Genomic DNA, 24,523 nt, shown 5'->3' with positions numbered 1-24,523 from the left:
GAGCGGAGGCGGATTCTTACGTCCTGTACAAACCGCGGCGAAGTCTAATCCCTGTGCCTGAGAAGACCGAATGCGGTGCAGATCACGTTCGGATCACGGCTGGTCGGCCTGGGCCGAGAACAGATCGGGCGTGGCAGGGGTATCGGCACCAAATGTACCATTCGGTGGCGTACGGCCCAGGTGGTGCCAGGCAGCCTCGGTGGCCACCCGCCCACGGGGCGTACGGGCCAGCAGACCGGCCCGCACCAGGAAGGGCTCGCAGACCTCCTCGACCGTGTCCGGCTGCTCCCCGACCGCCACGGCCAGGGTGGAGAGGCCGACCGGGCCGCCGCGGAACGATTCGACCAGCGCGGTGAGCACCGCCCGGTCCAGCCGGTCCAGCCCGAGCGCGTCGACGTCGTACACGGTGAGGGCGGCCCGGGAGGTCTCCAGGGTGACCACCCCGTCGGCCCGGACCTCGGCGTAGTCCCGGACCCGGCGCAGCAGCCGGTTGGCGATCCGCGGGGTGCCCCGGGACCGGCCGGCGATCTCGGCCGCGCCCTCGTCGGTGATCGGCACGCCGAGGATCCGGGCCGAGCGGCGCAGCAGCACCTCCAACTCGGCCGGGGTGTAGAAGTCGAGGTGGGCGACGAAGCCGAACCGGTCCCGCATCGGCCCGGTGAGCAGGCCGGAGCGGGTGGTCGCGCCGACCAGGGTGAACGGCTCGACATCGAGCGGGATCGCGGTGGCGCCGGGCCCCTTGCCGACCACCACGTCGACCCGGAAGTCCTCCATCGCGCTGTAGAGCAGTTCCTCGGCCGGCCGGGCGATCCGGTGGATCTCGTCGATGAACAGGACGTCGCCCTCGGCGAGGCTGGTCAGGATGGCGGCCAGGTCACCGGAGCGCTCGATCGCCGGGCCGCTGGTCACCCGGATGCCCGAGCCCAGCTCGGCCGCCACGATGTTGGCCAGGGTGGTCTTACCCAGGCCAGGAGGCCCCGACAGCAGGATGTGATCGGGCGGGGAGCCGCGCCGCATCGCGCCCTTGAGCAGCAGGTCGAGCTGGTCGCGGACCCGATGCTGGGCGATGAACTCGTCCAGGCGCTTCGGCCGGACGCTCGCCTCCGCATCCCGTTCCGAGTCGTTGACGTACGCCGAGACCAGGTTCTCCCCCGTCATCGGGTCCGGCCCAGGAGTCGGATGGCCTGCTTGAGCAGGACCGGCACCGGCGGGGTCGCTCCGTCGACCGTCTCGGCGACCGCGGCGACCGCCTGCTCGGCCTGGGCAGCGGTCCAGCCGAGCCCGACCAGGGCCTGACGCACCTGCTCCGGCCAGGCGCCCGTGGCGACCCCGGCGGCGCCGTCGGGACCGATGGGCACCGGGCCGATCCGGTCGCGCAGTTCGAGGACGAGCCGCTCGGCGCCCTTCTTGCCGATCCCAGGCACCCGGGTCAGCGCGGCGGTGTCGGCGTTGGCGATGGCCTTGCGCACCGCGTCCGGGGTGTGCACGGCGAGCACCGCCTGGGCCAGCCGGGGCCCCACCCCGCTGGCGGTCTGCAGCAGCTCGAAGAGCTGCTTGGCGTCGTCGTCGGCGAAGCCGTAGAGGGTGAGCGAGTCCTCCCGGACGACCAGGCTGGTGGCGAGCCGGGCCGGCTGTCCGACCCGCAGCTCGGCGAGGGTGCCGGGGGCGCACTGCACCGCCAGGCCGATGCCGCCCACCTCCACCACCGCGTGGTCCGGACCGGTCGCGGTCACCGTGCCGCGCACGCTGGCGATCATCCTCGGACTCCTCCTCGTCGTGCCCGTTCCGCGGCGGCGGCCAGCTTGGACCGGGTGCCGCCGCGCCAGACGTGGCAGATGGCCAGGGCCAGGGCGTCGGCGGCGTCGGCGGGGCGGGGTGGCTCGGGCAGCCGCAGCAGCCGGGTGACCATCATGGTCATCTGCGCCTTGTCGGCCTGGCCGGAGCCGGTCACCGCCGCCTTGACCTCGCTCGGGGTGTACGTCTGCACCGGCAGCCCGGCCCGCGCCCCGGCGAGCACGGCGATCCCGCTGGCCTGGGCGGTGCCCATCACCGTGCGAACGTTGTGCTGGCTGAACACCCGCTCCACGGCCACCGCGTCCGGCCGGTGCTCGGCGACCAGGTCGGTGAGCGAGCGGTCCAGGTGCAGCAGGCGCAGCGGCAGCTCGTCGTCCGGGTCGGTGTGGACGACGTAGTAGGCGACCAACGTGCAGGGCCGCCCCGGCACGCCCTCGACCACGCCGACCCCGCACCGGGTCAGCCCCGGGTCGACGCCCAGCACCCGCACGTCGCCTCCTCCCCAGCCCGCCAGCAGTACGTGTGTTCGACACCCTACCGATGCCGCCGGACGGCCACGGGCCGGGACACGCCCGAGGAGGGTTGAAGCCCGCGCGTTCCGGCGGCCCGCCCAGGTTGCCACGGCCCGCCGACACTTCCGCAGGGGCCGGTCGGCGGCGGGGGCGGTCCGCTCCCGGGCATGTCCGCCGCACCCACACAGACCAGTCGCCGAGTGTGTGTCGTCGCCCCATGTGCCGCCGGCCACACAACTCGTAACTTCTTGCGCCATGACGGCAGAACCCGTGGCGGTACCCCACGTCGTACGCGTCGACCTGTCCGGTCGTAGCGCCCTGGTGACCGGTGGTGGCAGCGGCATCGGACGGGCCTGCGCCCTGCGCCTGGCGGCGGCCGGCGCGACGGTGCTGGTGGTCGACCGCAACGTGGCGGCGGCCGAGGCGGTGGCCGCCGAGGCGGGCGGCCGGTCCGAGGGCATCGACCTCGCCGACACGGCGGCGGTGGACCGGCTCGAGGTGAACGTGGACATCGTGGTCAACAACGCCGGGCTGCAGCACGTCGCGCCGGTGCAGGAGTTCTCCATCGAACGCTTCGAGTACCTGCACCGGGTGATGGTGGAGGCGCCGTTTCTGCTGATCCGGCGGGCCCTGCCGCACATGTACGCGCAGGGCTGGGGCCGGATCGTCAACATCTCCTCGGTACACGGGCTGCGCGCCTCCCCGTACAAGGCGGCGTACGTGTCGGCCAAACACGCCCTGGAGGGGCTGTCGAAGGTGGTGGCGCTGGAGGGCGCCGCGCACGGGGTGACCGCCAACTGCATCAACCCGGCGTACGTGCGGACGGCGCTGGTGGAGAGCCAGATCGCCGACCAGGCGGCCACCCACGGCATCGGCGAGGACGAGGTGGTCGAGAAGATCATGCTGGCCCGGGCGGCGATCAAGCGGCTGATCGAGCCGGAGGAGGTGGCGGAGCTGGTCGCGTACCTCTGCGCGCCGCCGGCCGCGTTCATCACCGGCGCCTCGATCGCCCTCGACGGGGGCTGGACGGCCAACTAGTGGCCACCCGCACAATGTCGGTCATGTCATCGCCGGTCGAGTTCCTGGAACTGTTGGCCCGGGAGGCCGCCGCGGTCGAGTTCGAAGGGCCGCTGGTCGCGGCCCGGGCCGCCGGCCTGCCGGCCGAGCGGCTGGCCGAGCTGGAGCAGGCCAAGGTGGTGGCGCTGCGGGTTCGCGCGCTGCTTGAGCGCCGGCGCCGCCGGGAGACCGAGCTGTCCGGCCTGTACGACACGGCCAGCGACCTGGCCGGGCTGCGCGACCTGGACGACGTGCTGCGGGCGATCGTGCACCGGGCCCGGATCCTGCTCGGCACCGACGTGGCGTACATGACGCTCAACGACGACGAACGCGGCGACACGTACATGCGGGTCACCGACGGCTCGATCTCGGCGCGGTTCCAGCGACTGCGGCTGGAGATGGGCGACGGCCTCGGTGGGCTGGTGGCCCAGACCGGCACCCCGTACGTCACCTCGAACTACCAGGAGGACGCCCGCTTCCGGCACACCAACGAGATCGACGGTGGGGTCGGCGAGGAGGGCCTGGTGGCCATTCTCGGCGTACCCCTGCGGCTCGGGTCCAGCGTGATCGGCGTGCTGTACGCAGCCAACCGGTCGGCCCGCCCGTTCGCCCGGGAGGAGGTGTCGCTGCTGGTCTCCCTCGCGGCGCACGCGGCGGTGGCGATCGACACCGCCCGGCTGCTCGCGGAGACCCGCTCGGCGCTGGCGGAGCTCTCCGCGGCGAACAGCACGATCCGCGCGCACAGCAGCTCGGTGGAGCGGGCCGCGGCCGCGCACGACCGGATGACCGCCCTGGTGGTACGCGGCGGCGGGATCGAGGACGTGGCGGCGGCGGTCGCCGAGGTACTCGGCGGGGCGCTGCTGGCGATGGACGCCGAGGGACGGCGGCTGGCCCGGGTGGGCGAGATCGAGGAGCCGGACCGGGCCGACATGGTGGAGGCGGTGGCCGCGTCGCGTACCGAGGGACGCAGCGTCCGCCGGGGTCCCCTCTGGTACGCCGCGGTGGTGGCCGGCACGGAGAACCTGGGCGCGCTGGTGCTGCGCCCGGACGGCGAACTGGTCGACGCCGACCAGCGGATCCTGGAACGTGCCGCGCTGGTGACCGCGCTGCTGCTGCTGTTCCGGCGGACGGTGGCCGAGGCGGAGGGACGGGTCCGGGGCGAGCTGCTGGACGACCTGATCGCCCGGCCGCTACGGGACACCGACGCGTTGCGCAGCCGGGCCCGCCGGATCGGGGTGGACCTGGACGCCCCGCACGTGCTGGTGGCGGTCGGCGACGACGCGTTCGCCTCGACCGGCTCGGCCCGGCAGCGGGTGTTCTCCTGGGCGACCACGTACGCCTCGGCCCGGGGCGGCCTGGCCGCGGCGCGGGACGGCCGGGTGGTGCTGATGCTCCCCGGCAGGGACGCCGGCGGCACGGCGCGCGCGGTGGCCCGCGACCTGGCCCGGGTCACCGGCCGGCCGGTGACCGCCGGGGCGAGCGGCCCGTCCACCGGGCCCGCGTCGTTGGCCCCCATCTTCGCCGAGGCGGAACGCTGCCTGACCGCGTTGGGCGCGCTGGGCCGCGCCGGACAGGGCGCGAGCACCGCCGAACTGGGCTTCGTCGGGCTGCTGCTCGGCACGGTCGGCGACTCCGGCGACCGGGACGTGGCCCGGTTCCTCGCCGCGACGGTGGGACCGGTGGTGGACTACGACGCCCGGCGGGGCACCGCGCTGGTGAAGACGCTGGAGGCGTACTTCGGGATGGGCGGCAGCCTGGCCCGGGCGGCCGAACTGCTGCACGTGCACGTCAACACGGTCACCCAGCGGTTGGAGCGGGTCGGGCAGCTGCTCGGCGCGGACTGGCAGAAGCCGGAGCGGGCGCTGGAGGTGCAGTTGGCGCTGCGGCTGCACCGGCTGCGTACACCCGCCGGCTGAGCCTCGCCGGCGCGGTTCACCCGGGCGAGCGGGTTGGCCGGGCTGGTCGGGTACCGCTCCCCTGCGGGGGCCGCCGAGGCGCGGACCCGTACGCCGGGGTGACGGTCAGCGGGCGCGGAGACCGTCCAGGACGACGTCGACGATCCGCTCCGGCAGGAGCGTGCCGTCCAGTTCCGGCTGCCACCGCAGCATCCGCTGCATCAGCATCGGCCCGCTCAGCAGCGCCATCGCCAACTCGATGTCCAGGTCGGCGCGGAGTTCCCCGGTGCGTACGCCGCGTTGGAGCACCTCCCGCATGAGCTTCCGGCGCGGTTCGACCATGTTCTGGTAAAGCCGGTAGTGGGCCGGGCTGCGGTTCACCTCCGGAACCAGGCAGGGCATGATCTTCGCGGCCCGGGGGTCGATGTTGTGCCCGATCGCGCCGACCAGGAGCGCCAGGTCCTCCCGGATGGAGTGGCCCGCCGGCTGGGGCGGGGTGCCCTTGAGCGTGTGCAGCGCGTCGAGCAGCAGCGCATCCTTGCCCGACCAGCGGCGATAGATGGTGGCCTTGCCCACCCCGGCCCGGGCGGCGATCGCCTCGATGGAGAGCGCCTCGATCGTGCTGCCCTCGGCCAACAGGTCCAGGGTGGCCTGCACGATCGCCTCGTCCGCGCGGATGCTCCGCGGTCGCCCGGGCGACCGCGGAGCATCGGCGGTGGAACTCATGTCAGACATTGTCGCCGAGCCTAGGCGGTCCCGGCCAGCTCAGGTTCGGCCGCCGGTCGGGCCTCGGCCGGCGCGGGCACCGGACGGCCCGGCATCCAACGCAGCACGATGACGACGCCGAGCGCGGCCACCAGCGCGGAGACCGCCGCGGCCCAGTGCATCGCCGAGACGAACGAGTCGTTGGCCGCCGCGATCAGCTTCGGCGCCGCCGGGCCGAGCTTGGCCGCCGCCGCGTACGCGCCGGAGATGGACTCCTCGGCCGCCGCCCGCGCCGGAGCGGGCAGGCCGGCGACCGCCGCGGCGACGTGGTCCCGGTAGACCGCGGAGAGCACCGAGCCGAGTATCGCCACGCCGAGCGCACCGGCCACCTGGCGGACGGTGTTGCTCACCGCCGAACCGACGCCGGCCTTCTCCCGGGGCAACGCGGACATGATCGACTCGGTGGCCGGCGGCATGATGTTGGCCATCCCGGCGCCCTGGAGGAAGCCCAGCGCCGAGAAGATCCAGATCGGCGTGTCCGCGTCGATGAGGACGAACGCCCCGAGCGCGGCGGCGGTGAGCAGCAGCCCGACGGCGGAGACGGCCCGGCCGCCGTAGCGGCGGACCATGGCGGCGCTACGCGGGGCGAAGATCAGCTGGGCGACCGCGAACGGCAGGAAGAGCAGGCCACTCTCCAGCGGGCTGTAGCCGCGTACCAGCTGGAGGTAGAACGCGCCGAAGAACATCACGCCCATCGCGGCGAAGAAGACCAGCCCGACCATCGCCACCGGAGCGGCGAACCGGGGCACCCGGAACAGCCGGACGTCGAGCGACGGGTGGTCACTGCGCAGCTCGTGGATGATGAACCAGGCCAGCACCGCGAGCCCGCCGACGATGGCGGCCCAGACCGGGAGCCGGCCGAACCCGTGCTCGCCGCCGTCGATGATGCCGTAGGTGAGGGCGACCAGGCCGACCACGGACAGCAGCACGCCGCCCATGTCCACCCGGCCGGGGTTCGGGTCACGGGACTCCGGCACCAGCGTGGTGACCAGCACCAGGCCGAGCGCCACCACCGGCACGTTGATCAGGAAGACCGAGCCCCACCAGTAGTGCTCCAGCAGGGCGCCGCCGAGGACCGGGCCGATCGCCACGGCGAGACCGACCGCACCGGCCCAGATGCCGATCGCCCGGGCCCGCTCCCGGGGATCGAAGACGTTCGAGATGATCGACAGGGTCACCGGCATGATGGCCGCGCCACCGACACCCATCAGCGCGCGGGTCCCGATCAGCTGCGCCGGGTCCTGGGCGTACGCCGACAGCAGCGACGCCAGTCCGAACAGGGCCAGGCCGATCAGCAGGAAGCGCCGGCGCCCGAGGCGGTCACCCAGGACTCCGAAGGTGAAGAGCAGGCCGGCGAAGACCAGCGTGTACGAGTTGATCGCCCACTCCAGCTCGCCCTGGCTGGCGCCGAGCCCGTGCACCGGGTCGGCGAGGGTACGCAGTGCGACGTTGAGGATGGTGTTGTCGAGGACGACCACGAGGAGGCTGATCACCAGCACCCCCAGGATCGCCCACCTCCTCGGGTGTCCGGTGTTCTGATGCGGTTCCATGCCCGGTTCTCCCCCCGGTTGACCCGCGTCGAAATACGATACGGGGCAGACTCGTAACGTGCCTGAGCGTAGGGGACCCAGATTCGATACGGAACCGGTTCGTATCGTTTGTGCGCCAGGTCACGTCCGCGCCTCAGGGCACGAACAGCGCCTTCTGCCGCTGCCCCGCCGCCTCCCCTGCCCCGACCAGGCCCCCTTCGCCTTCGCCCCTCGCCCTCCGCCTTTGATCGACTCCACGTGCGGCATGTGGTGGTCACGACCGGGTGTCGGATACCGCGCTCCCATGCCCGCCCGCCCCGCCCGGGTTGATCAACTCCACGTGCCGCATGTGGTGGTCTCGACCGGTGGCGGATACCGCCGTTTGCGGGACATGGAGTGGATCACCCGAGCCTTGCGATCACCTGCTTCGAGTTTGGGCGGGATGTCCGGTTCGGGGCTGAGCGGTGGCATCCCCGGGACCGGAATGGCCGGCGGGTCGGGGCCGTTGAACACGGGTGCACGGCCGAGGAAGGGCCACTGGCCGCAGCGCCGGCGTGTTGGCTGTCCGCTTCCACCGGATATGTGCGAGCCCGCCCGCTTCGGTGGACGTGCGCAAGCCCGCCCGCTTGGCGGGTGTGTGCGAGCCAGCCCGCCTTGGCGGGCGCCCGCTTCGGTTGGGTGCCCGGTCCCGGAATGATCGGGGGCCGCCCGTCGTTGTAGATGGCTGCACGGCCGAGGAAGGCCCCAACCCCGGGCCGGCCCGCTTCGGCGGGCACCCGGTGCCCGGGAATGATGCCGGGCCGTCGGTCGTTGTGCATGGTCCCGGCGCCGCGAAGAGGCGACCCCCTCCTCGCCCCGCGAGCCAGCCGGCCGAGACTTTCCCCCTGTTGTTAGCGCCTGACGGTGCTTGCGCACGCGATCGCCGACCCCCGTCGGTGTGTGCGCCAACCCCCGAATGGAGCTTGTGATGAACACGATCTTCCGTAAGAGCGTTCTGGGTATCGCTGGTCTGGCCTTCACCGGTGGCGTGTTCGCCGGTCCGATCGCCGCGCACGCCGCCGCCCCGGTGCACACCACCCCGGCCGCCGTGCAGGCCGACAAGCCGGCCGTGGACATGGCCAAGCTGATCCCGCACGGTGTGCAGGGCACCCAGTCGAAGATCAACCTCAACGACGAGCAGACCGCCAACGCCAAGGCGATCATCGCCGCGACGAAGAAGGCCGGCATGCCCGAACGCGCCGCGGTCATCTCGATCGGCACGTCGCTGCAGGAGTCGAAGCTGGAGAACCTGGGCCATCTCGGCGACGCCAACGACCACGACTCGCTGGGCCTGTTCCAGCAGCGCCCGACCAGCGGTTGGGGCAGCCCGGAGCAGATCACCGACCCCGAGTACTCCACCACCGCGTTCCTGAAGGGCCTCAAGCAGGTCGACGGCTGGCAGGACATGCCGCTGACCAAGGCCGCCCAGACCGTGCAGGTGTCGGCCTACCCGGACGCCTACGCCCAGTGGGAGCAGCAGGCCGCCGACCTGGTCGCCCAGTACTGGAACAGCTGACAACCGAACAAGCACAACGCCGCTGGCCGGCACCCCGAACACCGGGGTGCCGGCCAGCGGCATCTCCAGACCGTGGACAGCACGATGATCGGTAACCGCGCAACTCACCGACGACGGAACCGCAGCGCCAGGGCCGCGACACTCCCCCAGATCCCCCGCCGGAACAGCAGCACGACGAGGACAAAGATGCCGCCGGTGACCAGCCCTATCGCCTCGAAGCCGGAGAACGACAGCCAGTCCTCCAGGCGCACCACCAGGGCCGCCCCGAGCACCCCGCCCCAGAGAGTGCCGATGCCGCCGAGCACCACCACGATGACCGCCTTGCCGGAGGTGGTCCAGTGCAGTACGTCGAGGGAGACGAACCGGTGGCTGACGGCGAAGAGCCCGCCGCCGAGCCCGGCAAGGAAACCGGAGAGGACAAACGCGGTCAGCTTGTACCGGTGCACGGGGTAGCCGAGGGCGCGGGCCCGGGCCGGGTTGTCCCGGATCCCGACCAGCACCCGACCAAACGGCGAGTGGACGATCCGCCAGGCAGCGGCAAGCCCGAGCAGCACGATCGGCAGGATCGCGTAGTAGAAGTAGTAGTCATCGGAGAGGTCGACCCCGAAGAAGGAACGCGGCACGCCCTGGAGGCCGTTCTCGCCATGGGTGACCGAGCGCCACTCGTTTGCCACGTAGTAGACCATCTGCGCGAAGGCCAGGGTGACCATCGCGAAGTAGATCCCCGTGCGCTTGACGGCGAGGTAGCCGATCGGGAGCGCCAGCACCGCTGCCGCGAGGGCCCCGGCCAGCACCGCGGCCGGGAAGGGCAGGCCGGCGTGGACCGCCACCAGGCCGGTGACGTACGCCGAGGTGCCCCAGAAGGCGGCGTGCCCGAAGGACAGCAGTCCGGTGAAGCCGAGCAGCAGGTCCACCGAGACGGCGAAGAGCGCCCAGCACAGGATGTCCACGGCCACCGCCGGGTAGAGCCCGTTGGGCAGCCAGAGCGCCACGACCAGTCCGACCGCGAGCAGCGCGTACCGGACCCAGCCGGGGGCCCGGGCGACGGTGACCAGCCCGGACGGGGGCGCGGGGCGGGCCGCCTCGGCGGGCGTGTCGACGGCGTTGGTCATGCCGTCACCTCGCTTCGCTCGGCGTCGGTACGAGGCACCGGACTGCGCTGATGGTTCGCTCGCTGCCGCTCGCTCACGCCGGTGCCTCCTCACGGCCGAACAGGCCGGCCGGGCGCCAGAGCAGCACCACGGCCATCACCACGAAGACGATCGTCTGCGACACGATCGGGAAGTTCGACAGGTACGCCTCGCCCCACGCCTGGGTCAGGCCGATGCCGAAACCCGCGGCGACCGAGCCGAAGATCGAACCGAGACCGCCGATCACCACCACCGCGAACACCACGATGATCAGGTCTGCGCCCATCAGTGGGTTGACCGCGCGCATCGGGGCGGCGAGCACTCCGGCCAGCCCGGCCAGGGCGATGCCGAAGCCGAAGACCGGGGTGACCCACCTTCCCACGTCGATGCCGAACGCCCGGGTCAGCTCGGGCCGCTCGGTGGCGGCCCGGACCACCATGCCGACCCGGGTACGGCCCAGCACCCACCACGCCGCGACGCAGAGCAGCACGGTGAAGCCGAGGATGAACACGCGGTAGGTGGGGAAGTCGAAGAGCCCGAAGTCGACCGTCCCGCTCAGCTCGGTCGGCGTTGCGTACGGGCTGGACTGCACGCCGTACCGGGACTTGACCAGGTCCTGGAGGATCAGCGTCAGGCCGAAGGTAAGCAGGAAGTTGTAGAGCGGGTCGAGCCGGGTCAGCCGGTGGATGACCGCCCTTTCCAGGATCATGCCGAGCAGTCCCAGTCCGACCGGCATGATCACCAGCGCTGCCCAGAACGGCACCCCCGCCTCGGACAGCAGCACGTACGCCCCGAACGCGCCGAGCATGTAGAAGGCGCCGTGGGCGAAGTTCACCACCCGGAGCATGCCGAAGATCACCGCGAGCCCGAGGGCGAGCAGGGCGTAGAACGCCCCGCTCACCAGCCCGTTGAACGTGTTCTGCGCGAAGCCGGACATCGTCACATCTGGCAGTCGGCCGATGGGGCGCGGAACGCCTCGGCCGCCGGGATGGTCTTGAGGACCTTGACGTAGTCCCACGGCTCGGTCACCTCGGCCTGCGGCTTCACCTGGGCCAGGTACGCGTCGTGGAGGACCCGGTGATCCTCGGCGCGGATCTTGCCATTACGCAGGAACAGGTCGTTGACCTCCTTGCCTTCGAGCTTCTTGACCACGGTGTCGGCGTCGTCGGTCCCGGCGGCCTGTACCGCCTCCAGATACTGCATGGCGGCGGAGTAGTTGGCCGCGTGCGCGAAGGACGGCCGGGTGCCGGTCTCGGACTGGAACCGGTCGGCCCACTCCCGGTTCTGCTGGTCGAAGTTCCAGTACCAGGCATCGGTGTAGGTGGTGCCGGCGAGGGCGTCCGGGGTGAGCGAGTGGATGTCGGTGATGAACATCAGGCCCACGGCCAGCCCGATGCCCTTGTCCCGCAGCTTGAACTCGTTGTACTGCTTGACCACGTTGACCAGTTCCGCGCCGGCCTGCATGGTGCCGAGCACCTGCGGCTTCGGGTTCAGGGTGGGGGCCTTGAGCAGGAATGACGAGTAGTCGCCGCTGGTGTTCGGGAACGGTGCGCCGTCCTTGCCGACAACCTGTCCGCCGGCCGCGCCGATCGCAGCGGAGAAGCTCTTCTCCATGTCCTGCCCGAAGGCGTAGTTCGGGTAGAGGATGTACCAGTTCTTGCCGACCTGCTGGGTCGTCACCGTGCCCGTGCCGTGGGCCAGCATGTACGTGTCGTAGGCATAGTGGAACGTGTACCTGTTGCAGCTCTTGCCGGTCAGGTCGGTGGTGGCCGCGCCGATGTTGAAGTAGAGCTTCTTCTTCTCCTTGGCCACGTCGGCGACCTTCAGGGCGGCCGAGGAGGTCGGCACGTCGAGGATGGCGTCGACGCCCTTGCGGTCGTACATCTCCTGGGCCTTGCTGTTGGCCACGTCCGGCTTGTTCTGGTGGTCGGCCGTCTCCACCGAGATGTTCTTGGTGACCGCCTTGCCGCCGTACTTCGATTTGAAATCGGCGATGGCCAGCTCCACCGCCTTGACCGAGTTCTTCCCGGACAGCTCCGAGTAGGCCCCGGACTGATCGTTGAGGACGCCCAGCACGATCTTGTCGCCGGTCAGCTTCGAGTCGCCGCCGGACTGCGGGCCACCACCACCGCAGCCGGTGACCAGCGCCGCCACCGCCACCGAGGCGGCGGCCACACCCACGCTCCTGCGCATGTCGATCCCTTCCGTACCGCGCGGTCCGCGCGGGTCAGCCGTCGGTTCAGATGCCGAGGTACGCCAGCAGCTCGCGTTCCCGCGAGCGCACCTCGGAGTTGTCCATCGCCTCCACGACGCGCCCCTCGGCCAGCAGGTAGTGCCGGTCGGCGACGCCGGTGGCGAAGTGCAGGTTCTGCTCGACCAGCAGCACGGTCACGCCGTGCTGCTTGGCCTCCCGCAGCAGGTCGCCGACCTGCCGCACGAGCAGTGGCGACAACCCTTCGGTGGGCTCGTCGCAGAGCAGCAGCCGGGCGCCCATGCGCAACACCCGGGCCAGGGCGAGCATCTGCTGCTCGCCGCCGGAGAGCATGGTGGCCGCCGAGTCCCGCCTGGCGTACAGGGCGGGAAACGCCTCGTACACCCGCTCCAGCGGCCACGGGTCGGGGCCGACCCGGGGCGGCAGGGTCAGGTTCTCGGTGACGCTGAGGGTGGCGTACGCGCCACGGTCGTCGGGGACCCAGCCGAGCCCGAGCCGCGCCCGCTTGTACGCCGGCAGCCGGGTGAGATCGGCGCCGTCCAGCGTGACCGTGCCGCGCTGGCCGGGATGCAGCCCCATCACGCAACGCAGCAGGGTGGATTTGCCGGCGCCGTTGCGGCCGACCAGAGTAACCACCTCGCCGGGGGCCACCTCCAGGCTCACCTCCCGCAGCACCTGCGCCTCGCCGTACCAGGCGGAGAGGGTCTCAATGCGCAGCATCGGCGGCTCCCAGGTAGGCGGTTATCACCCGCTCGTCGGCGCGGACCTGCTCGTACGACCCCTCGACCAGGACCTTGCCGGCCTGAAGGACGGTGACGGTGTCGGCGAGCCGGCCGACGACGCTCATGTTGTGCTCGACCATCACCACGGTCCGGCCTTTTCGGACGGTGGTGATCAGGTCGACGGTCCGGTCGACGTCCTCCAGCCCCATCCCCGCGGTGGGCTCGTCGAGCAGCAGCACCCTGGGTTCGAGTGCGAGGGCTATCGCGAGCTCCAGCGCTCGCTTGCGCCCGTACGCGAGGGCCTCGGCCGGGGCTTCGGCCAGCTCGGCGAGGCCGACCATGCCCAGCAGTTCGTCGGCCCGGTCCCGGTAGCGGTGCATCAGCTGGGCCGAGCGCCAGAACCGCCAGCCCAGGCCGCTCGGCGACTGGAGAGCCAGTGCCACATGCTCCCGGGCGGAGAGCTGCGGGAAAAGGCTGGTGATCTGGAAGGAGCGGGCCACGCCGAGCCGGGCGACCCGCTCCGGGGCCAGCCCGGTGATGTCCCGGCCGGCCAGCTCGATCCGCCCGGAGGTGGCCGGCAGGAAGCCGGTGAGCAGGTTGAACAGTGTGGTCTTGCCGGCCCCGTTGGGCCCGACGAGGGCATGCACGGTCTCCGGCGCCACGTCCAGGTCGACCCCGTCGACCGCCCGGAAGCCCCGGAAGTCCCGGGTCAGCCCGCGGGCCGCCAGGAGCGCTTGCCCGGCCATCGTCACGCCCTCCGTAGGTCCTGCGCCCGGCGGCCGGTTCCGTGACCGGGGTCACATGGCCGTCGCGTGCAGGAAACCTACGGCGCATCCATAGATTCGATCCATGTCGATTCCCCACACATTTGCCCCGGGGCAGGCGGCCTCCGCCCCCATACGAGGCAGCCCGCCCGACCCGCCTCGCCGACATCGAACGACGCCGGCGAGCATCGACATGTGGAGATACCACCGTCACCGGCTGACGGCGTACTCCGGCAGGGTCAGACCATCGGCCTTGCTGAAGAACAGCCGGGTGGCGAGCCCCCGCAGCGGCCGGGAGGTCATCAGATTCCTTCCGTGGATACCCCGGCCTTCAGGCCGGGGAGGAAACGGAACTCCTGCCGGGCAGGGCAGGGCAGGAAAAGCCGATTCGCCGCCAAGGCGGATCGGCGTGCGTCCACATGCAACCGCAGGGTTCCCGAACAGGCGTGCTAACGTGTGGGCCGTGGTCAGGGCGGTGAAGCGGGCGTTCAAGTACCGCTTCTACCCGACCGACGTGCAGGCTGCTGAGCTGGCGCGGACGTTCGGGTGTGTGCGGAAGGTGTACAACCTGGCGTTGGCCGCACGCACCGAAGCGTGGGTGTCGCGCCAGGAACGGGTCACCTACCACGCCACGTCGGCGATGCTGACCGGCTGGAAGAACACCGAGGACCTGGCGTTCCTCAGCGAGGTGTCCTCGGTGCCGTTGCAGCAGACGCTGCGGCACCTGCAGACCGCTTTCGCGAACTTCTTCGCCAAGCGTGCCGGCTATCCGACGGTCAAGTCGAAGAAGAAGTCGCGGCGGTCGGCGGAGTACACCCGCAGTGCGTTCCGATGGCGCGACGGCGAGTTGACCCTGGCGAAGATGACCGAACCCCTGGCGATCGTGTGGTCCCGGCCGCTGCCCGAGGGCGCGACACCGTCGACGGTGACCGTCTCCCAGGATCCGGCCGGGCGTTGGTTCGTGTCCCTGCTCTGCGACGACCTGATCCCCGACGCCCCCGCCACCACCGCGGCGGTCGGGATCGACGCCGGGCTGGACAGCCTGCTCACCCTCTCCACCGGGGAGAAGATCACCAACCCGAGGGGTGAGCGGGCCGACCGGGCCCGACTGGCCCGCGCCCAACAGCACCTCGCCCGCAAGGAGAAAGGCTCGGCGAACCGGGCCAAGGCCCGCCTGAAGGTGGCCCGGGTCCACGCCCGCATCGCTGACCGGCGGCGGGACCATCTGCACAAGGTGACCACTCGACTCGTTCGTGACACCCAAACGATCGTGATCGAGGACCTGACCGTACGGAACATGATCAAGAATCACCGCCTGGCCCGGGCGATCTCGGATGCGGGGTGGCGGCAGTTCCGCACCATGCTGGAGTACAAGGCCGACTGGTACGGCCGTGACCTGATCACGGTCGACCGCTGGTACCCGTCCTCCAAACTCTGCTCGACCTGCGGCACCCTCGCCGAGCAGATGCCGCTCGCCGTGCGGTCGTGGACATGCCGCTGCGGCGCCGTCCACGACCGGGACGTCAACGCGGCACGTAACCTTCTGGCCGCCGGGCTGGCGGTGACTGCCTGCGGAGCTGGTGTAAGACCTCAACGGGAAACCTCCCGGACCAGGCGACCGGCGGTGAAACAGGAAACCTCGTGGGCGACCACGGGAATCCCCTTTCCTTGAGGAGGGGGAGGATGTCAACTCGATGTCCCGTCCGCAACCGCTGCCGAACGGGATGGCGCACACCGAGTGGGCGCTGCGCGCCACCGCCGGCGTCGGTCTGGACACAGAGTTGCGCTGGCAGGCCGCGGTGACGCTGGTGGCGTACGTGCGGGGCGTCGCGACCAACCTGGAGGCGCAGGCGCACGCCGAGCAGGACACCGGGCTCACCGACGAGCAGTGGGTGGAGACCCACGAGGCGACGTTCCACCGGATGATGGCCGGCGGCCGGTACCCGACCATGGCGGCGCTGCAGGAGTCGGTCGGCCTGGACCTGGACAGCGTCTTCGAGTTCGGCCTGCACCGCCTGCTGGACGGCTACGCCGCGCTGATCGACGCCGCCCGGCCGGCCCCCTGAACCGCGTCCGGTCAGCTGGTCAGCGCGTCCAGCGCCAGGCCGACGTCCTCCTCGGTGGTGTAGAGGTGGAACGAGGCCCGGACCCGGCCGGCGCGTACCGCCGCGCGCACCCCGGCCCGGGCCAGCCGCTCCGCCGCGCCGGGGACCTCCACGGTGACGATCGCGCTGTCGCCGGGCGGCTGGCCCAGCCCGGCGAGGAACCGGTTGGCCAGCGCCACGTCGTGCGCGTGCACGGCCGGCAGCCCGATCTCGGCGAGCAGTTCCAGGGTGGGTGCCGCCGCGACGTAGTTGAACCAGGCCGGGGAGATGTCGAAGCGCCGGGCGTCGTCGGCCAGCCGCAGCGGCGGGCCGTAGTAGGAGGCGTGCGGGTCCTGGCCCGCGTACCAGCCGGCGGCGTCGGGGCGCAGCCGGTCGCGCAGCGCCGGGGCCAGGTAGGCGAAGGCCACGCCGCGCGGCACCATCAGCCACTTGTACGCCCCCACCACCACCGCGTCCGCCAGGCCCGCGTCGAAGGGCAGCCAGCCGCACGCCTGGGTGGCGTCCACCGCGACGAGGGCTCCGTGCGCCCGGGCCGCCGCGACGATTTTCTCGTACGGGGCGACCGTGCCGTCGGAGGACTGCACCAGGCTGAACGCGACCAGGTCGGTGTTGGTGTCGATCGCGTCGACGAGGCCGTCCAGCGGCACCGCGCGGACCCGGACGCCTCGCTCCTGCTGCACCAGCCAGGGGAACAGGTTCGAGGTGAACTCCACCTCGGGGACGACCACGGTGGCCCCCGGCGGCAGCCCGGCCGCGACCGGGGCGAGCAGTTGTGACGCGGTGCTGCCGATCGCCACGTCCACCGGGGCCACCCCGACCAGTTGGGCGAACCCGGCACGGGCCTGCCCGGCGGCCTCGCCCCAGCCCTCCCAGGAGATCCGTCCCACCCGCCAGTCCGCGAGGGCGTCCTGCAACGCCACCCAGGCCGGCTCGGGCGGCAGCCCGTAACTGGCGGTGTTCAGCCAGCCGGGCTCCGGCTGCCACAGCTGCTGCGCCTTCTCCAGCTCCATGTGGATGACGCTAGCGCCGCCGCACCGGTGCCGATCAGCGCCAATTCAGTACCGGTGGACCCGGGCACCGGACGGGACGGCCTGGCTGGCCCGCAGCGACTCCCAGCAGTCGGCGCAGGTTCAGGTGCTGGCGGTGGCGCAGACCGTCGTCCGCTCCCCCGCGCCGAGCATCCGGCGCGGCGCCGGGTCGGGCGTGGGCCCGGTGACGGTGCGCCCGGCGCACGGCGGCACCTGTGCCGGTAACGGTGCACGCGCCCACACCGCCGGCCTCCGCCGGGCGGCGCGGCGTACGGCTACGCGGCCGGCGTCAGCAGCCGGCGGACGGCGGCGGTGATGATCGCGATCAACGCGGCGCTGATGACGTTCACCGCGACGGCGACGAGAACCTGGCTCATCTTCTTCTCCTCGGGTTGCCTCTTCCGACGGCGCACGCGGTGGAGCGCCGCCGGGAAGCGTAGGGATCCGAGATTACGGGCAGCTTTACTCAGAGTGATATCCGCTGGTCAGGCAGGATGTGCCTCGTCGCGATCCACCGGGGTGCAGGACCTGGCCGGGCGCCTTGTCCCGGGCCGCTACCTTGATGATCGACTCAGCACCCCACCCCGGGAAACGAAAGGTGCGCGCACATGCCGTCCGGCTTCACCCTCGCGATCGTCACCGTCATCGCCGCGATCATCGCCGTCGCCGTCGCCCTGTTGACTCCGCGGCGGGCCCTACGGCGGCAGGGCCTGCTGGCGGCGGCCGTCGCCCTGGCCGCCACGGTCCTGCTCGCCGTCGCGTCGAGCGCCCACTCGGTACCGATCCGCTCGGTCGGCATCGTCACCAGCTTCGGCAAGCCGACCGGTGAGGTCACCGGCTCCGGCCTGAAGTGGGTCGCGCCGTGGCAGCGGGTCGGCGAGTGGGACGCCGGACGGCAGAAGTACGACCACATCGGCAACAACAACTGCGTCCGGGTGCGTACCGGCACCCTCGCCGACGCGTGCGTCGAGGTGCTGATCGAGTGGCAGGTCCAGCCCGACAACGCCCCGAAGCAGTTCATGGACTACAAGGGCGACTTCGACAGCTTCCGCGGGCAGCGGGTCGGCGTCCAGCTCGACAGCGCCGTGAACGACGCCTTCTCCACCTACAACCCGCTGGAGCGGATCGACGCGAAGACCGGCAGCCTGAACGTCGACCTCAAGCCCTTCGCGGAAAACATCAAGTCCAACGCCGAGCGCCGGCTTTCCGAGGACGCCGACATCCTGTCGGTCACCATCACCAGGGTCAACCACGACGAGAAGACCGAGGGCAACATCAAGGCGTTCCAGGACAAGCTCGCCCAGACCCGTAACCTCGAACAGGATCGCCGCAACGCCGAGATCCAGAAGCAGATCACCGAGACCAACGCCAAGGTGGACAAGGTGACCCGCTGCCTGGAGATCGCCGAGAAGAACGGCAGCTCCCCGGGCCTCTGCATCAACCCGGGCATCGTCACCGGTACGGCCAAGTAAGGCACGCTCCCGCCGGCTGACCGGCGTCCGGGCACCCTCGGGTGGGCAGCGCGTCGAGGGCCAGGTCGGCGTCCGCCGCGTGGAGCAGCGGTGGAAGCGGGCCTGGTCCCGACCGGAGCGGGCCGGGGTACGCGCCCCGGCCCGCGCCGCGTCGTGGGCGTACGCCTGCGGTCAGCTCACGTTGGCCGGGCCGAGAACGCTCTTCAGGTCGCCCATCAGCGCGGTGGTGGGCGCCACCCGGAACGGACCGAGCCGCAGCGTGGTGACCTTGCCACCGTTGAGCAGCTTGACGTGCACCTCGGTGTCGCCCGGGTGCAGCACCAGGGTCTCCTTGAGCTTCTCCACCAGCGGCGGCGTGCAGCGGTGCACCGGGATGGTCAGGGTGACCGGCTTGCTGGCGGGGTTGCTGCTGATGTCCGGCATGGACATGTCCATCGCCATGATCCGGGGCGTGTCGTCGCGCCGGTCCACCCGCCCCTTGACCACCACGATCGCGTCCTCGGCGATGTACTGGCCGATCACCTCGTAGGTGTTGGGGAAGAACAGCGTCTCGACGCCACCGGCGAGGTCTTCCAGCGTTGCCGAGGCCCAGGCCCGGCCCTGCTTGGTGACCCGACGCTGGACGCCGGAGAGGATGCCGGCCAGGGTGACCACCGCGCCGTCGGGCACCGTCCCCTCCTCGGAGAGGGCGGCGATGGTCGTGTCGGCCGCCGCGCCGAGCACGTGTTCCAGGCCGAACAGCGGGTGGTCGGAGACGTACAGGCCGAGCATCTCGCGCTCGAAGGCGAGCTTGTCGCGCTTGTCCCACTCCCCCTCGCCGATGACCGGCATCACCGTGGTGCTGGTGGCGGCCTCCGCGTCACCGAACCCGGCGCCGAAGAGGTCGTACTGGCCGACCGCCTCCTTGCGCTTGACGTCGGCGTACGCGTCGATGGCGTCGGCGTGCACGGCGAGCAGGCCCTTGCGCGGGTGGCCGAGCGAGTCGAACGCCCCGGCCTTGATCAGGGATTCGACGGTCTTCTTGTTGCAGGCCACCGCGTCGACCTTGGACAGGAAGTCGTAGAAGTCGGTGTAGGCGGACTTCTCGTCGCGGCACCGCATGATCGAGGCGACCACGTTCGCGCCGACGTTGCGGATGGCCGCGAGGCCGAAGCGGATGTCCTTCCCCACCGGGGTGAACGGCCCGGCCGAGGTGTTCACGTCGGGCGGCAGCACCTGGATGCCCATCCGACGGCACTCCGACAGGTAGAGCGCCATCTTGTCCTTGTCGTCGCCGACGGAGGTGAGCAGCGCCGCCATGTACTCGGCCGGGTAGTGCGCCTTGAGGTACGCGGTCCAGTACGACACCAGCCCGTACGCGGCGGAGTGGGCCTTGTTGAACGCGTAGCCGGCGAACGGGACGAGCACGTCCCACACGGCCTGGATCGCCTCGTCGGAGTAGCCGCGCTCGCGGCAGCCGTCCCGGAACGGCACGAACTCCTTGTCGAGGATCTCCTTCTTCTTCTTGCCCATCGCCCGGCGCAGCAGGTCGGCCTGGCCGAGGCTGTAGCCGGCGAGGATCTGCGCAGCGCGCTGCACCTGCTCCTGGTAGACGATCAGGCCGTAGGTGGGTGCCAGGATCTCCCGCAGCGGCTCCTCCAGCTCAGGGTGGATCGGTGTGATCTCCTGGAGGTTGTTCTTGCGCAGCGCGTAGTTGGTGTGCGAGTCGACGCCCATCGGGCCGGGCCGATAGAGCGCGAGGACGGCGGAGATGTCCTCGAAGTTGTCCGGCTTCATCAGCCGCAGCAGCGAGCGCATCGGCCCGCCGTCGAGCTGGAACACCCCGAGCGTGTCACCCCGGGCCAGCAGCTCGTAGCCGGCCTTGTCGTCCAGCGGCAGGGCCAGCAGGTCCAGCTCCTTGCCGTGGTTGAGCTGGATGTTCTTGACCGCGTCGTCGATGATGGTCAGGTTGCGCAGGCCGAGGAAGTCCATCTTCAACAGCCCGAGCGACTCGCACGTCGGGTAGTCGAACTGGGTGATGATCACCCCGTCGGAGTCCCGGCGCATCAGCGGGATGTGCTCGATGATCGGCTCGGCGGACATGATGACGCCGGCGGCGTGCACGCCGGTCTGCCGGATCAGCCCCTCGATGCCCTTTGCGGTCTCGATGACCTTCTTGACGTCCGGGTCGGACTCGTAGAGGCCGCGGATCTCGCCGGCCTCGGCGTAGCGGGGGTGCTTCGGGTCGAAGATGCCGGACAAGGGGATGTCCTTGCCCATCACCGCCGGGGGCATCGCCTTGGTGATCCGGTCACCGACTGCGTACGGGTAGCCGAGCACCCGGGCCGAGTCCTTGATCGCGGCCTTCGCCTTGATCGTGCCGAAGGTCGCGATCTGGGCGACCTTGTCCTCGCCCCACTTGTCGGTGACGTACTTGATCACCTCGCCGCGCCGACGCTCGTCGAAGTCGATGTCGACGTCCGGCATCGAGATGCGCTCGGGGTTGAGGAACCGCTCGAAGATCAGCCCGTGCGGGATCGGGTCGAGGTCGGTGATGCCCAGGGCGTACGCGACCAGTGAGCCGGCGGCCGAGCCACGGCCGGGGCCGACCGCGATGCCCTGGTTCTTCGCCCACTGGATGAAGTCGGCGACCACGAGGAAGTACGACGGGAAGCCCATCTGGACGATGACGCCCAGCTCGTACTCGGCCTGCTTGACGTGGGTCTCCGGGACCCCGTTCGGGAAGCGGCGGGCCAGCCCCTTGGCGGTCTCCTTGCGGAACCAGGACTCCTCCGTCTCCCCCTCTGGGATCGGGAAGCGCGGCATCAGGTTGTGGAACTCGAACATGCCGGCCGGGTCGACCTTCTCGGCGACCAGCAGCGTGTTGCGGCAGCCCTCGAGCCAGGCGTCGGAGTGGTCGACCGCGCGCATCTCGTCGGCGGACTTGATGTAGTAGCCGCTGCCGTCGAAGCGGAACCGGTTCGGGTCGGCGACGTTCGCCGCGGTCTGTACGCAGAGCAGCACATCGTGCGCCTCGGCCTGCGCCTCGTGCGTGTAGTGCGAGTCGTTGGTGACCACCGGCGGGATGCCCAGCTTCCGGCCGATCTCCAGCAGTTCCTGGCGGACCCGGTGCTCGATGGAGATGCCGTGATCCATGATCTCCAGGAAGTAGTTCTCCTTGCCGAAGATGTCCTGGTATCTGGCCGCGGCCTTCAGCGCCTCGTCGAACTGGCCGAGCCGCAGCCGGGTCTGCACCTCGCCGGACGGGCAGCCGGTGGTGGCCATCAGCCCGTCCGCGTATTCGGCGAGAACCTCGGCGTCCATCCGCGGCCACTTCACGAAGAAGCCCTCGGTGTACGACCGGCTGGTGAGCGTGAACAGGTTGTGCAGGCCGGTCTTGTTCGCCGCCCAGATCGTCATGTGCGTGTAGCCGCCGCTGCCGGAGACGTCGTCGCTCTTCTGCTCCGGACGGCCCCAGCGGACCCGCTGCTTGTGGAACCGCGATTCGGGCGCCACGTACGCCTCGATGCCGAGGATGGGCTTCACCCCGGCGGCCGTGGCCTGCTTGTAGAAGTCGTTCGCGCCGTGCATGTTGCCGTGGTCGGTCATCGCCACCGCCGGCATCCCCTGCCGGCTCACCTCGGCGAAGAGGTCCTTCAGCCGGGCCGCCCCGTCGAGCATCGAGTACTCGGTGTGCACGTGCAGATGCGCGAACGAATCGGCCATGCGGCGCCCCCCGGCGTTATGGATCTTGATAGTCCGGACCGGACCGGGGCCTACCCTACCCAGGCCGTCCGACCGGCTCCACCGTCCGCGCCGGAGGTGGTCTCCGTCTCGTCCACCCCGGCTCCGGGCCACCCGGTCGGCACGGGCATCGCCGGAACGCAACCCTGTTCCGTACCGCACGATGTAATGCTGCTCGACAATAGTGTGCGCAACACAGTATGGTGTGAGACATGGTTAGCGACGATGTCCTCCGGACCCATCTGCAGGAGTTGCGGCGCGGCACCGTCGTGGTGGCGAGCCTCGTCGCCCTACGCCACCCCGACTACGGCTACGCGCTGCTGCAACGGCTGGCCGCGCACGGCTTCCCGGTCGACGCGAACACGCTCTATCCCCTGCTCCGACGACTGGAGGAGCAGGGGCTGCTGACCAGCGAGTGGAACACCGAGGAGAGCCGGCCGCGCAAGTTCTACCGCACCAGCGACGAGGGCGAAGCGGTGCTGGACCGCCTCCTCGGCGACCTCGCCGCCGTGCAGACCTCCGTCACCAGCCTGATCCAAGGAGCGCACCGATGACTTCCCTGACCGACCGCTACGTCGCCGCCACCCTCCGGAGCGTCCCGACGCAGCGCCGCACCGAGATCGCCACCGAGCTGCGCGCCTCCATCGAGGACATGATCGACGGACGCGCCGACGGCGGGCAGGACCGCGGCACGGCGGAGCGCGAGGTGCTCACCGAACTGGGCAACCCCGAGCAACTCGCCGCCCGCTACACCGACCGCCGGTTGCAGCTCATCGGCCCACGCTACTTCCTGCTCTGGTGGCGGCTGCTGCGCACGCTGCTCACCTTCATTCCCGCCATCGTGGGTGTCCTGACCGCCGCCGTGAAGGCGACGGTCGACGGCGAGCCCGGCGCGGCGATCGGCGCCGGAGTGGTCAGTGCGATGCAGACCGCGGTGCAGATCGCGTTCTGGGTCACCGTCGTCTTCGCCGTGCTCGAACGCACCAACACGCCGCTGGACCTGCCGGAGTGGAGCGTCGACCGGCTGCCCGAGGCACCGGAGGAACGACAGGTGACCCTGGTCGACACCTGCGCCTCGATCCTGTTCCTGCTGATCGCCATCGCGTTCCTGCCCTGGCAGCACTTCCAGCCCTGGCTGGCGGGCGACGGCACCCGGCTGCCGATGATCGACCCGGCGCTGTGGGACTCCTGGCTGCCGGTGCTGGCGGCGGTGCTGCTCGCCAACATCGGCCTGGAGCTCGCGAAGTACCGGGCCCGCCGGTGGACCTGGCCGCTGGTCGCGGTCAAGGCGGTGCTCGATCTCGCGTTCGTCGTGCCGCTCGCCTGGCTGCTGCTCACCGACCGGCTGCTCAACCCGGAGCTGGTCCAGCGGTTCGAGTGGCTGCGCGAGGGCGGCGCGCAGGACGTGGCCCGGGTGACGGTCGTGTTCGCCGCCGTGATCGTCGTCTGGGGCGTCATCGACAGCGCCGTCAAGGTGCGGCGGCACACCGCCTGAAACCGATCCCGGCCCGGCGCGCACGGGGGCGCCGGGCCGGGACATCATCGCGATCAGACGTCGGCCGACCCGGCCCGCCACTCCCGGTCCAGCACGGCGTACACCGCCTCGTCGGTCCACTCGCCCTTGACGAACTCGTTCTCCCGCAGGCACGCCTCGCGGCGCATGCCGAGCCGTTCCAGCACCCGGGCAGAGGCGGTGTTCCGGGCATCCAGGCGACCGACGATCCGGTGCAGGCCGAGCCCGTCGAAGCCGAGCCGCAGCATCTCCCGGGCCGCCTCGGTGACGTACCCCCGGCCGGTGTGGTCCGGGTGCAGCACGTACCCGATCTCGCCCTGCCGGTGCTCGACGCTGGTCCAGACCAACAGCACGTCCCCGACGAGCTCGCCGGTCTCCGGCAGGACGATCGCCAGGTTCAGCCCATCGCCCGGTTCGCGCAGCGCGGTACGCCCGCGCAGGCGTTCCAGCGCCGCCCGGGCGGCGGTCTCGTCGTACGGGTCGTGGTAGAGGAACCGGGTGACGTCCGGCCGGGAACGGTACGCGGCCAGGGCGTCGAGGTCGTCGGCGGTGAACGGGCGCAGCAGCAGCCGCTCGGTACGCACTGGCAGGTCGGGAACGAGCATGCCGGCAGGGTACGGACCGGCCGGCGGAGCGGTCAGCCGAGTTTCGCCGCGACGCGCCCGCTACGGCTGGTCGCGGCGCGGTCCGACCTCACGGCCCTCGGCGCGGTGGCCCGCCGCTTCGCCACCGACCGACGAATGGCATG

General features: G+C 71.0%; 21 protein-coding genes. 8 read left to right on the top strand and 13 right to left on the bottom strand.

The features are described 5' to 3' along the window. Positions 1-93: 93 nt before the first annotated feature. From ruvB to ruvC, 3 genes are read right to left on the bottom strand one after another with little or no spacing between them, the layout of a single operon-like run. Positions 94-1,158 (bottom strand): Holliday junction branch migration DNA helicase RuvB, encoded by a 1,065-nt coding sequence (gene ruvB / locus ACIRG9_RS19890; RefSeq protein ID WP_402857578.1) that lies wholly within the window; start codon positions 1,156-1,158, stop codon positions 94-96. Continuing rightward, positions 1,155-1,757, bottom strand: coding sequence for a Holliday junction branch migration protein RuvA (gene ruvA, locus ACIRG9_RS19885; protein WP_402857575.1), 603 nt, complete (start codon positions 1,755-1,757; stop codon positions 1,155-1,157). The genes ruvB and ruvA overlap by 4 nt, the downstream gene beginning before the upstream one ends. Continuing rightward, positions 1,754-2,284: a crossover junction endodeoxyribonuclease RuvC gene (ruvC, locus tag ACIRG9_RS19880; RefSeq protein ID WP_402857572.1), complete on the bottom strand. Its 531-nt coding sequence runs from the start codon at positions 2,282-2,284 to the stop codon at positions 1,754-1,756. Before ruvC ends, ruvA begins: the two co-directional genes overlap by 4 nt. Before the next feature lie 277 nt (positions 2,285-2,561). Between ruvC and ACIRG9_RS19875 the strand changes: the two genes are divergently transcribed. Beyond that, the gene (locus tag ACIRG9_RS19875) at positions 2,562-3,344 is read left to right on the top strand and encodes a 3-hydroxybutyrate dehydrogenase (RefSeq protein WP_402857569.1); all 783 of its coding nucleotides are present in this window, start codon (positions 2,562-2,564) and stop codon (positions 3,342-3,344) included. 14 nt (positions 3,345-3,358) lie between these two features. Continuing rightward, positions 3,359-5,278: a helix-turn-helix domain-containing protein gene (locus ACIRG9_RS19870; protein ID WP_402857566.1), complete on the top strand. Its 1,920-nt coding sequence runs from the start codon at positions 3,359-3,361 to the stop codon at positions 5,276-5,278. Between the two features lie 105 nt (positions 5,279-5,383). Here ACIRG9_RS19870 and ACIRG9_RS19865 read toward each other — a convergent pair whose 3' ends face one another. Both ACIRG9_RS19865 and ACIRG9_RS19860 read right to left on the bottom strand, forming a co-directional pair. Then, positions 5,384-5,992 (bottom strand): TetR/AcrR family transcriptional regulator, encoded by a 609-nt coding sequence (locus ACIRG9_RS19865; protein WP_402857563.1) that lies wholly within the window; start codon positions 5,990-5,992, stop codon positions 5,384-5,386. Between the two features lie 11 nt (positions 5,993-6,003). After that, positions 6,004-7,572, bottom strand: coding sequence for an MFS transporter (locus tag ACIRG9_RS19860; protein WP_402857560.1), 1,569 nt, complete (start codon positions 7,570-7,572; stop codon positions 6,004-6,006). 946 nt (positions 7,573-8,518) lie between these two features. On the opposite strand from ACIRG9_RS19860, the gene ACIRG9_RS19855 reads away from it, so the two are divergent. Further along, positions 8,519-9,106 carry a hypothetical protein gene (locus ACIRG9_RS19855; RefSeq protein ID WP_402857557.1) on the top strand — a complete coding sequence of 196 codons (588 nt, stop codon included), beginning with the start codon at positions 8,519-8,521 and terminating at the stop codon, positions 9,104-9,106. A 104-nt stretch (positions 9,107-9,210) separates the two neighbouring features. On the opposite strand, the gene ACIRG9_RS19850 is transcribed toward ACIRG9_RS19855, so the two are convergent. From ACIRG9_RS19850 to ACIRG9_RS19830, 5 genes are all read right to left on the bottom strand, one after another. Beyond that, the gene (locus ACIRG9_RS19850; RefSeq protein ID WP_402857554.1) at positions 9,211-10,218 is read right to left on the bottom strand and encodes a branched-chain amino acid ABC transporter permease; all 1,008 of its coding nucleotides are present in this window, start codon (positions 10,216-10,218) and stop codon (positions 9,211-9,213) included. Between the two features lie 73 nt (positions 10,219-10,291). After that, on the bottom strand, positions 10,292-11,173 hold the full coding sequence (locus ACIRG9_RS19845) for a branched-chain amino acid ABC transporter permease (RefSeq protein WP_402857551.1): 882 nt from the start codon (positions 11,171-11,173) through the stop codon (positions 10,292-10,294). Between the two features lie 2 nt (positions 11,174-11,175). After that, positions 11,176-12,429 carry an ABC transporter substrate-binding protein gene (locus ACIRG9_RS19840; RefSeq protein WP_402857548.1) on the bottom strand — a complete coding sequence of 418 codons (1,254 nt, stop codon included), beginning with the start codon at positions 12,427-12,429 and terminating at the stop codon, positions 11,176-11,178. A gap of 46 nt (positions 12,430-12,475) precedes the next feature. Further along, entirely contained in the window at positions 12,476-13,168 is a 693-nt protein-coding gene (locus ACIRG9_RS19835) for an ABC transporter ATP-binding protein (RefSeq protein ID WP_402857545.1), read from the bottom strand. Next, positions 13,155-13,916: an ABC transporter ATP-binding protein gene (locus tag ACIRG9_RS19830; protein WP_402857542.1), complete on the bottom strand. Its 762-nt coding sequence runs from the start codon at positions 13,914-13,916 to the stop codon at positions 13,155-13,157. Before ACIRG9_RS19830 ends, ACIRG9_RS19835 begins: the two co-directional genes overlap by 14 nt. 481 nt (positions 13,917-14,397) lie before the next feature. Here ACIRG9_RS19830 and ACIRG9_RS19825 point away from each other — a divergent pair, with 481 nt between their 5' ends. Both ACIRG9_RS19825 and ACIRG9_RS19820 read left to right on the top strand, forming a co-directional pair. After that, a complete protein-coding gene (locus tag ACIRG9_RS19825) occupies positions 14,398-15,606 on the top strand; it encodes an RNA-guided endonuclease InsQ/TnpB family protein (RefSeq protein ID WP_402857539.1) in 1,209 nt (402 codons plus the stop codon). 22 nt (positions 15,607-15,628) lie between these two features. After that, positions 15,629-16,000: a TetR/AcrR family transcriptional regulator C-terminal domain-containing protein gene (locus ACIRG9_RS19820; RefSeq protein ID WP_402857536.1), complete on the top strand. Its 372-nt coding sequence runs from the start codon at positions 15,629-15,631 to the stop codon at positions 15,998-16,000. Between the two features lie 11 nt (positions 16,001-16,011). Here ACIRG9_RS19820 and ACIRG9_RS19815 read toward each other — a convergent pair whose 3' ends face one another. Further along, a complete protein-coding gene (locus ACIRG9_RS19815) occupies positions 16,012-17,049 on the bottom strand; it encodes an aminotransferase class V-fold PLP-dependent enzyme (RefSeq protein WP_402857533.1) in 1,038 nt (345 codons plus the stop codon). Positions 17,050-17,675: 626 nt separating this feature from the next. Between ACIRG9_RS19815 and ACIRG9_RS19810 the strand changes: the two genes are divergently transcribed. Beyond that, on the top strand, positions 17,676-18,539 hold the full coding sequence (locus tag ACIRG9_RS19810) for an SPFH domain-containing protein (RefSeq protein WP_402857530.1): 864 nt from the start codon (positions 17,676-17,678) through the stop codon (positions 18,537-18,539). A 171-nt stretch (positions 18,540-18,710) separates the two neighbouring features. Here the strand turns inward: ACIRG9_RS19810 and dnaE are convergent, their stop codons facing one another. Continuing rightward, positions 18,711-22,244 (bottom strand): DNA polymerase III subunit alpha, encoded by a 3,534-nt coding sequence (gene dnaE / locus ACIRG9_RS19805; protein ID WP_402857527.1) that lies wholly within the window; start codon positions 22,242-22,244, stop codon positions 18,711-18,713. 230 nt (positions 22,245-22,474) lie between these two features. Between dnaE and ACIRG9_RS19800 the strand changes: the two genes are divergently transcribed. Together ACIRG9_RS19800 and ACIRG9_RS19795 are read left to right on the top strand one after the other, a co-directional pair. Beyond that, the gene (locus ACIRG9_RS19800) at positions 22,475-22,816 is read left to right on the top strand and encodes a PadR family transcriptional regulator (protein WP_402857524.1); all 342 of its coding nucleotides are present in this window, start codon (positions 22,475-22,477) and stop codon (positions 22,814-22,816) included. Beyond that, the gene (locus ACIRG9_RS19795) at positions 22,813-23,757 is read left to right on the top strand and encodes a permease prefix domain 1-containing protein (RefSeq protein ID WP_402857521.1); all 945 of its coding nucleotides are present in this window, start codon (positions 22,813-22,815) and stop codon (positions 23,755-23,757) included. The genes ACIRG9_RS19800 and ACIRG9_RS19795 overlap by 4 nt, the downstream gene beginning before the upstream one ends. Positions 23,758-23,810: 53 nt before the next feature. Here the strand turns inward: ACIRG9_RS19795 and ACIRG9_RS19790 are convergent, their stop codons facing one another. Next, positions 23,811-24,380: a GNAT family N-acetyltransferase gene (locus ACIRG9_RS19790; protein ID WP_402857518.1), complete on the bottom strand. Its 570-nt coding sequence runs from the start codon at positions 24,378-24,380 to the stop codon at positions 23,811-23,813. Between the last annotated feature and the right edge of the window lie 143 nt (positions 24,381-24,523).

Origin of the sequence: Micromonospora sp. NPDC093277 (assembly GCF_044765245.1) — a bacterium.
Classification (GTDB): Bacteria; Actinomycetota; Actinomycetes; order Mycobacteriales; family Micromonosporaceae; genus Micromonospora.
Note: the sequence above shows the minus strand (reverse complement) of the source record. Positions and strands in the feature narration are given on the sequence as shown.

Bases quoted from the DNA above. Each gene is read 5' to 3' on its own strand.
- ruvB (WP_402857578.1), bottom strand. From the start codon at position 1,158: ATGACGGGGGAGAACCTGGTCTCGGCGTACGTCAACGACTCGGAACGG.
- ruvA (WP_402857575.1), bottom strand. From the start codon at position 1,757: ATGATCGCCAGCGTGCGCGGCACGGTGACCGCGACCGGTCCGGACCAC.
- ACIRG9_RS19875 (WP_402857569.1), top strand. From the start codon at position 2,562: ATGACGGCAGAACCCGTGGCGGTACCCCACGTCGTACGCGTCGACCTG.
- ACIRG9_RS19870 (WP_402857566.1), top strand. From the start codon at position 3,359: ATGTCGGTCATGTCATCGCCGGTCGAGTTCCTGGAACTGTTGGCCCGG.
- ACIRG9_RS19865 (WP_402857563.1), bottom strand. From the start codon at position 5,992: ATGTCTGACATGAGTTCCACCGCCGATGCTCCGCGGTCGCCCGGGCGA.
- ACIRG9_RS19860 (WP_402857560.1), bottom strand. From the start codon at position 7,572: ATGGAACCGCATCAGAACACCGGACACCCGAGGAGGTGGGCGATCCTG.
- ACIRG9_RS19855 (WP_402857557.1), top strand. From the start codon at position 8,519: ATGAACACGATCTTCCGTAAGAGCGTTCTGGGTATCGCTGGTCTGGCC.
- ACIRG9_RS19850 (WP_402857554.1), bottom strand. From the start codon at position 10,218: ATGACCAACGCCGTCGACACGCCCGCCGAGGCGGCCCGCCCCGCGCCC.
- ACIRG9_RS19845 (WP_402857551.1), bottom strand. From the start codon at position 11,173: ATGTCCGGCTTCGCGCAGAACACGTTCAACGGGCTGGTGAGCGGGGCG.
- ACIRG9_RS19840 (WP_402857548.1), bottom strand. From the start codon at position 12,429: ATGCGCAGGAGCGTGGGTGTGGCCGCCGCCTCGGTGGCGGTGGCGGCG.
- ACIRG9_RS19835 (WP_402857545.1), bottom strand. From the start codon at position 13,168: ATGCTGCGCATTGAGACCCTCTCCGCCTGGTACGGCGAGGCGCAGGTG.
- ACIRG9_RS19830 (WP_402857542.1), bottom strand. From the start codon at position 13,916: ATGGCCGGGCAAGCGCTCCTGGCGGCCCGCGGGCTGACCCGGGACTTC.
- ACIRG9_RS19820 (WP_402857536.1), top strand. From the start codon at position 15,629: ATGTCCCGTCCGCAACCGCTGCCGAACGGGATGGCGCACACCGAGTGG.
- ACIRG9_RS19815 (WP_402857533.1), bottom strand. From the start codon at position 17,049: ATGGAGCTGGAGAAGGCGCAGCAGCTGTGGCAGCCGGAGCCCGGCTGG.
- ACIRG9_RS19810 (WP_402857530.1), top strand. From the start codon at position 17,676: ATGCCGTCCGGCTTCACCCTCGCGATCGTCACCGTCATCGCCGCGATC.
- dnaE (WP_402857527.1), bottom strand. From the start codon at position 22,244: ATGGCCGATTCGTTCGCGCATCTGCACGTGCACACCGAGTACTCGATG.
- ACIRG9_RS19800 (WP_402857524.1), top strand. From the start codon at position 22,475: ATGGTTAGCGACGATGTCCTCCGGACCCATCTGCAGGAGTTGCGGCGC.
- ACIRG9_RS19795 (WP_402857521.1), top strand. From the start codon at position 22,813: ATGACTTCCCTGACCGACCGCTACGTCGCCGCCACCCTCCGGAGCGTC.
- ACIRG9_RS19790 (WP_402857518.1), bottom strand. From the start codon at position 24,380: ATGCTCGTTCCCGACCTGCCAGTGCGTACCGAGCGGCTGCTGCTGCGC.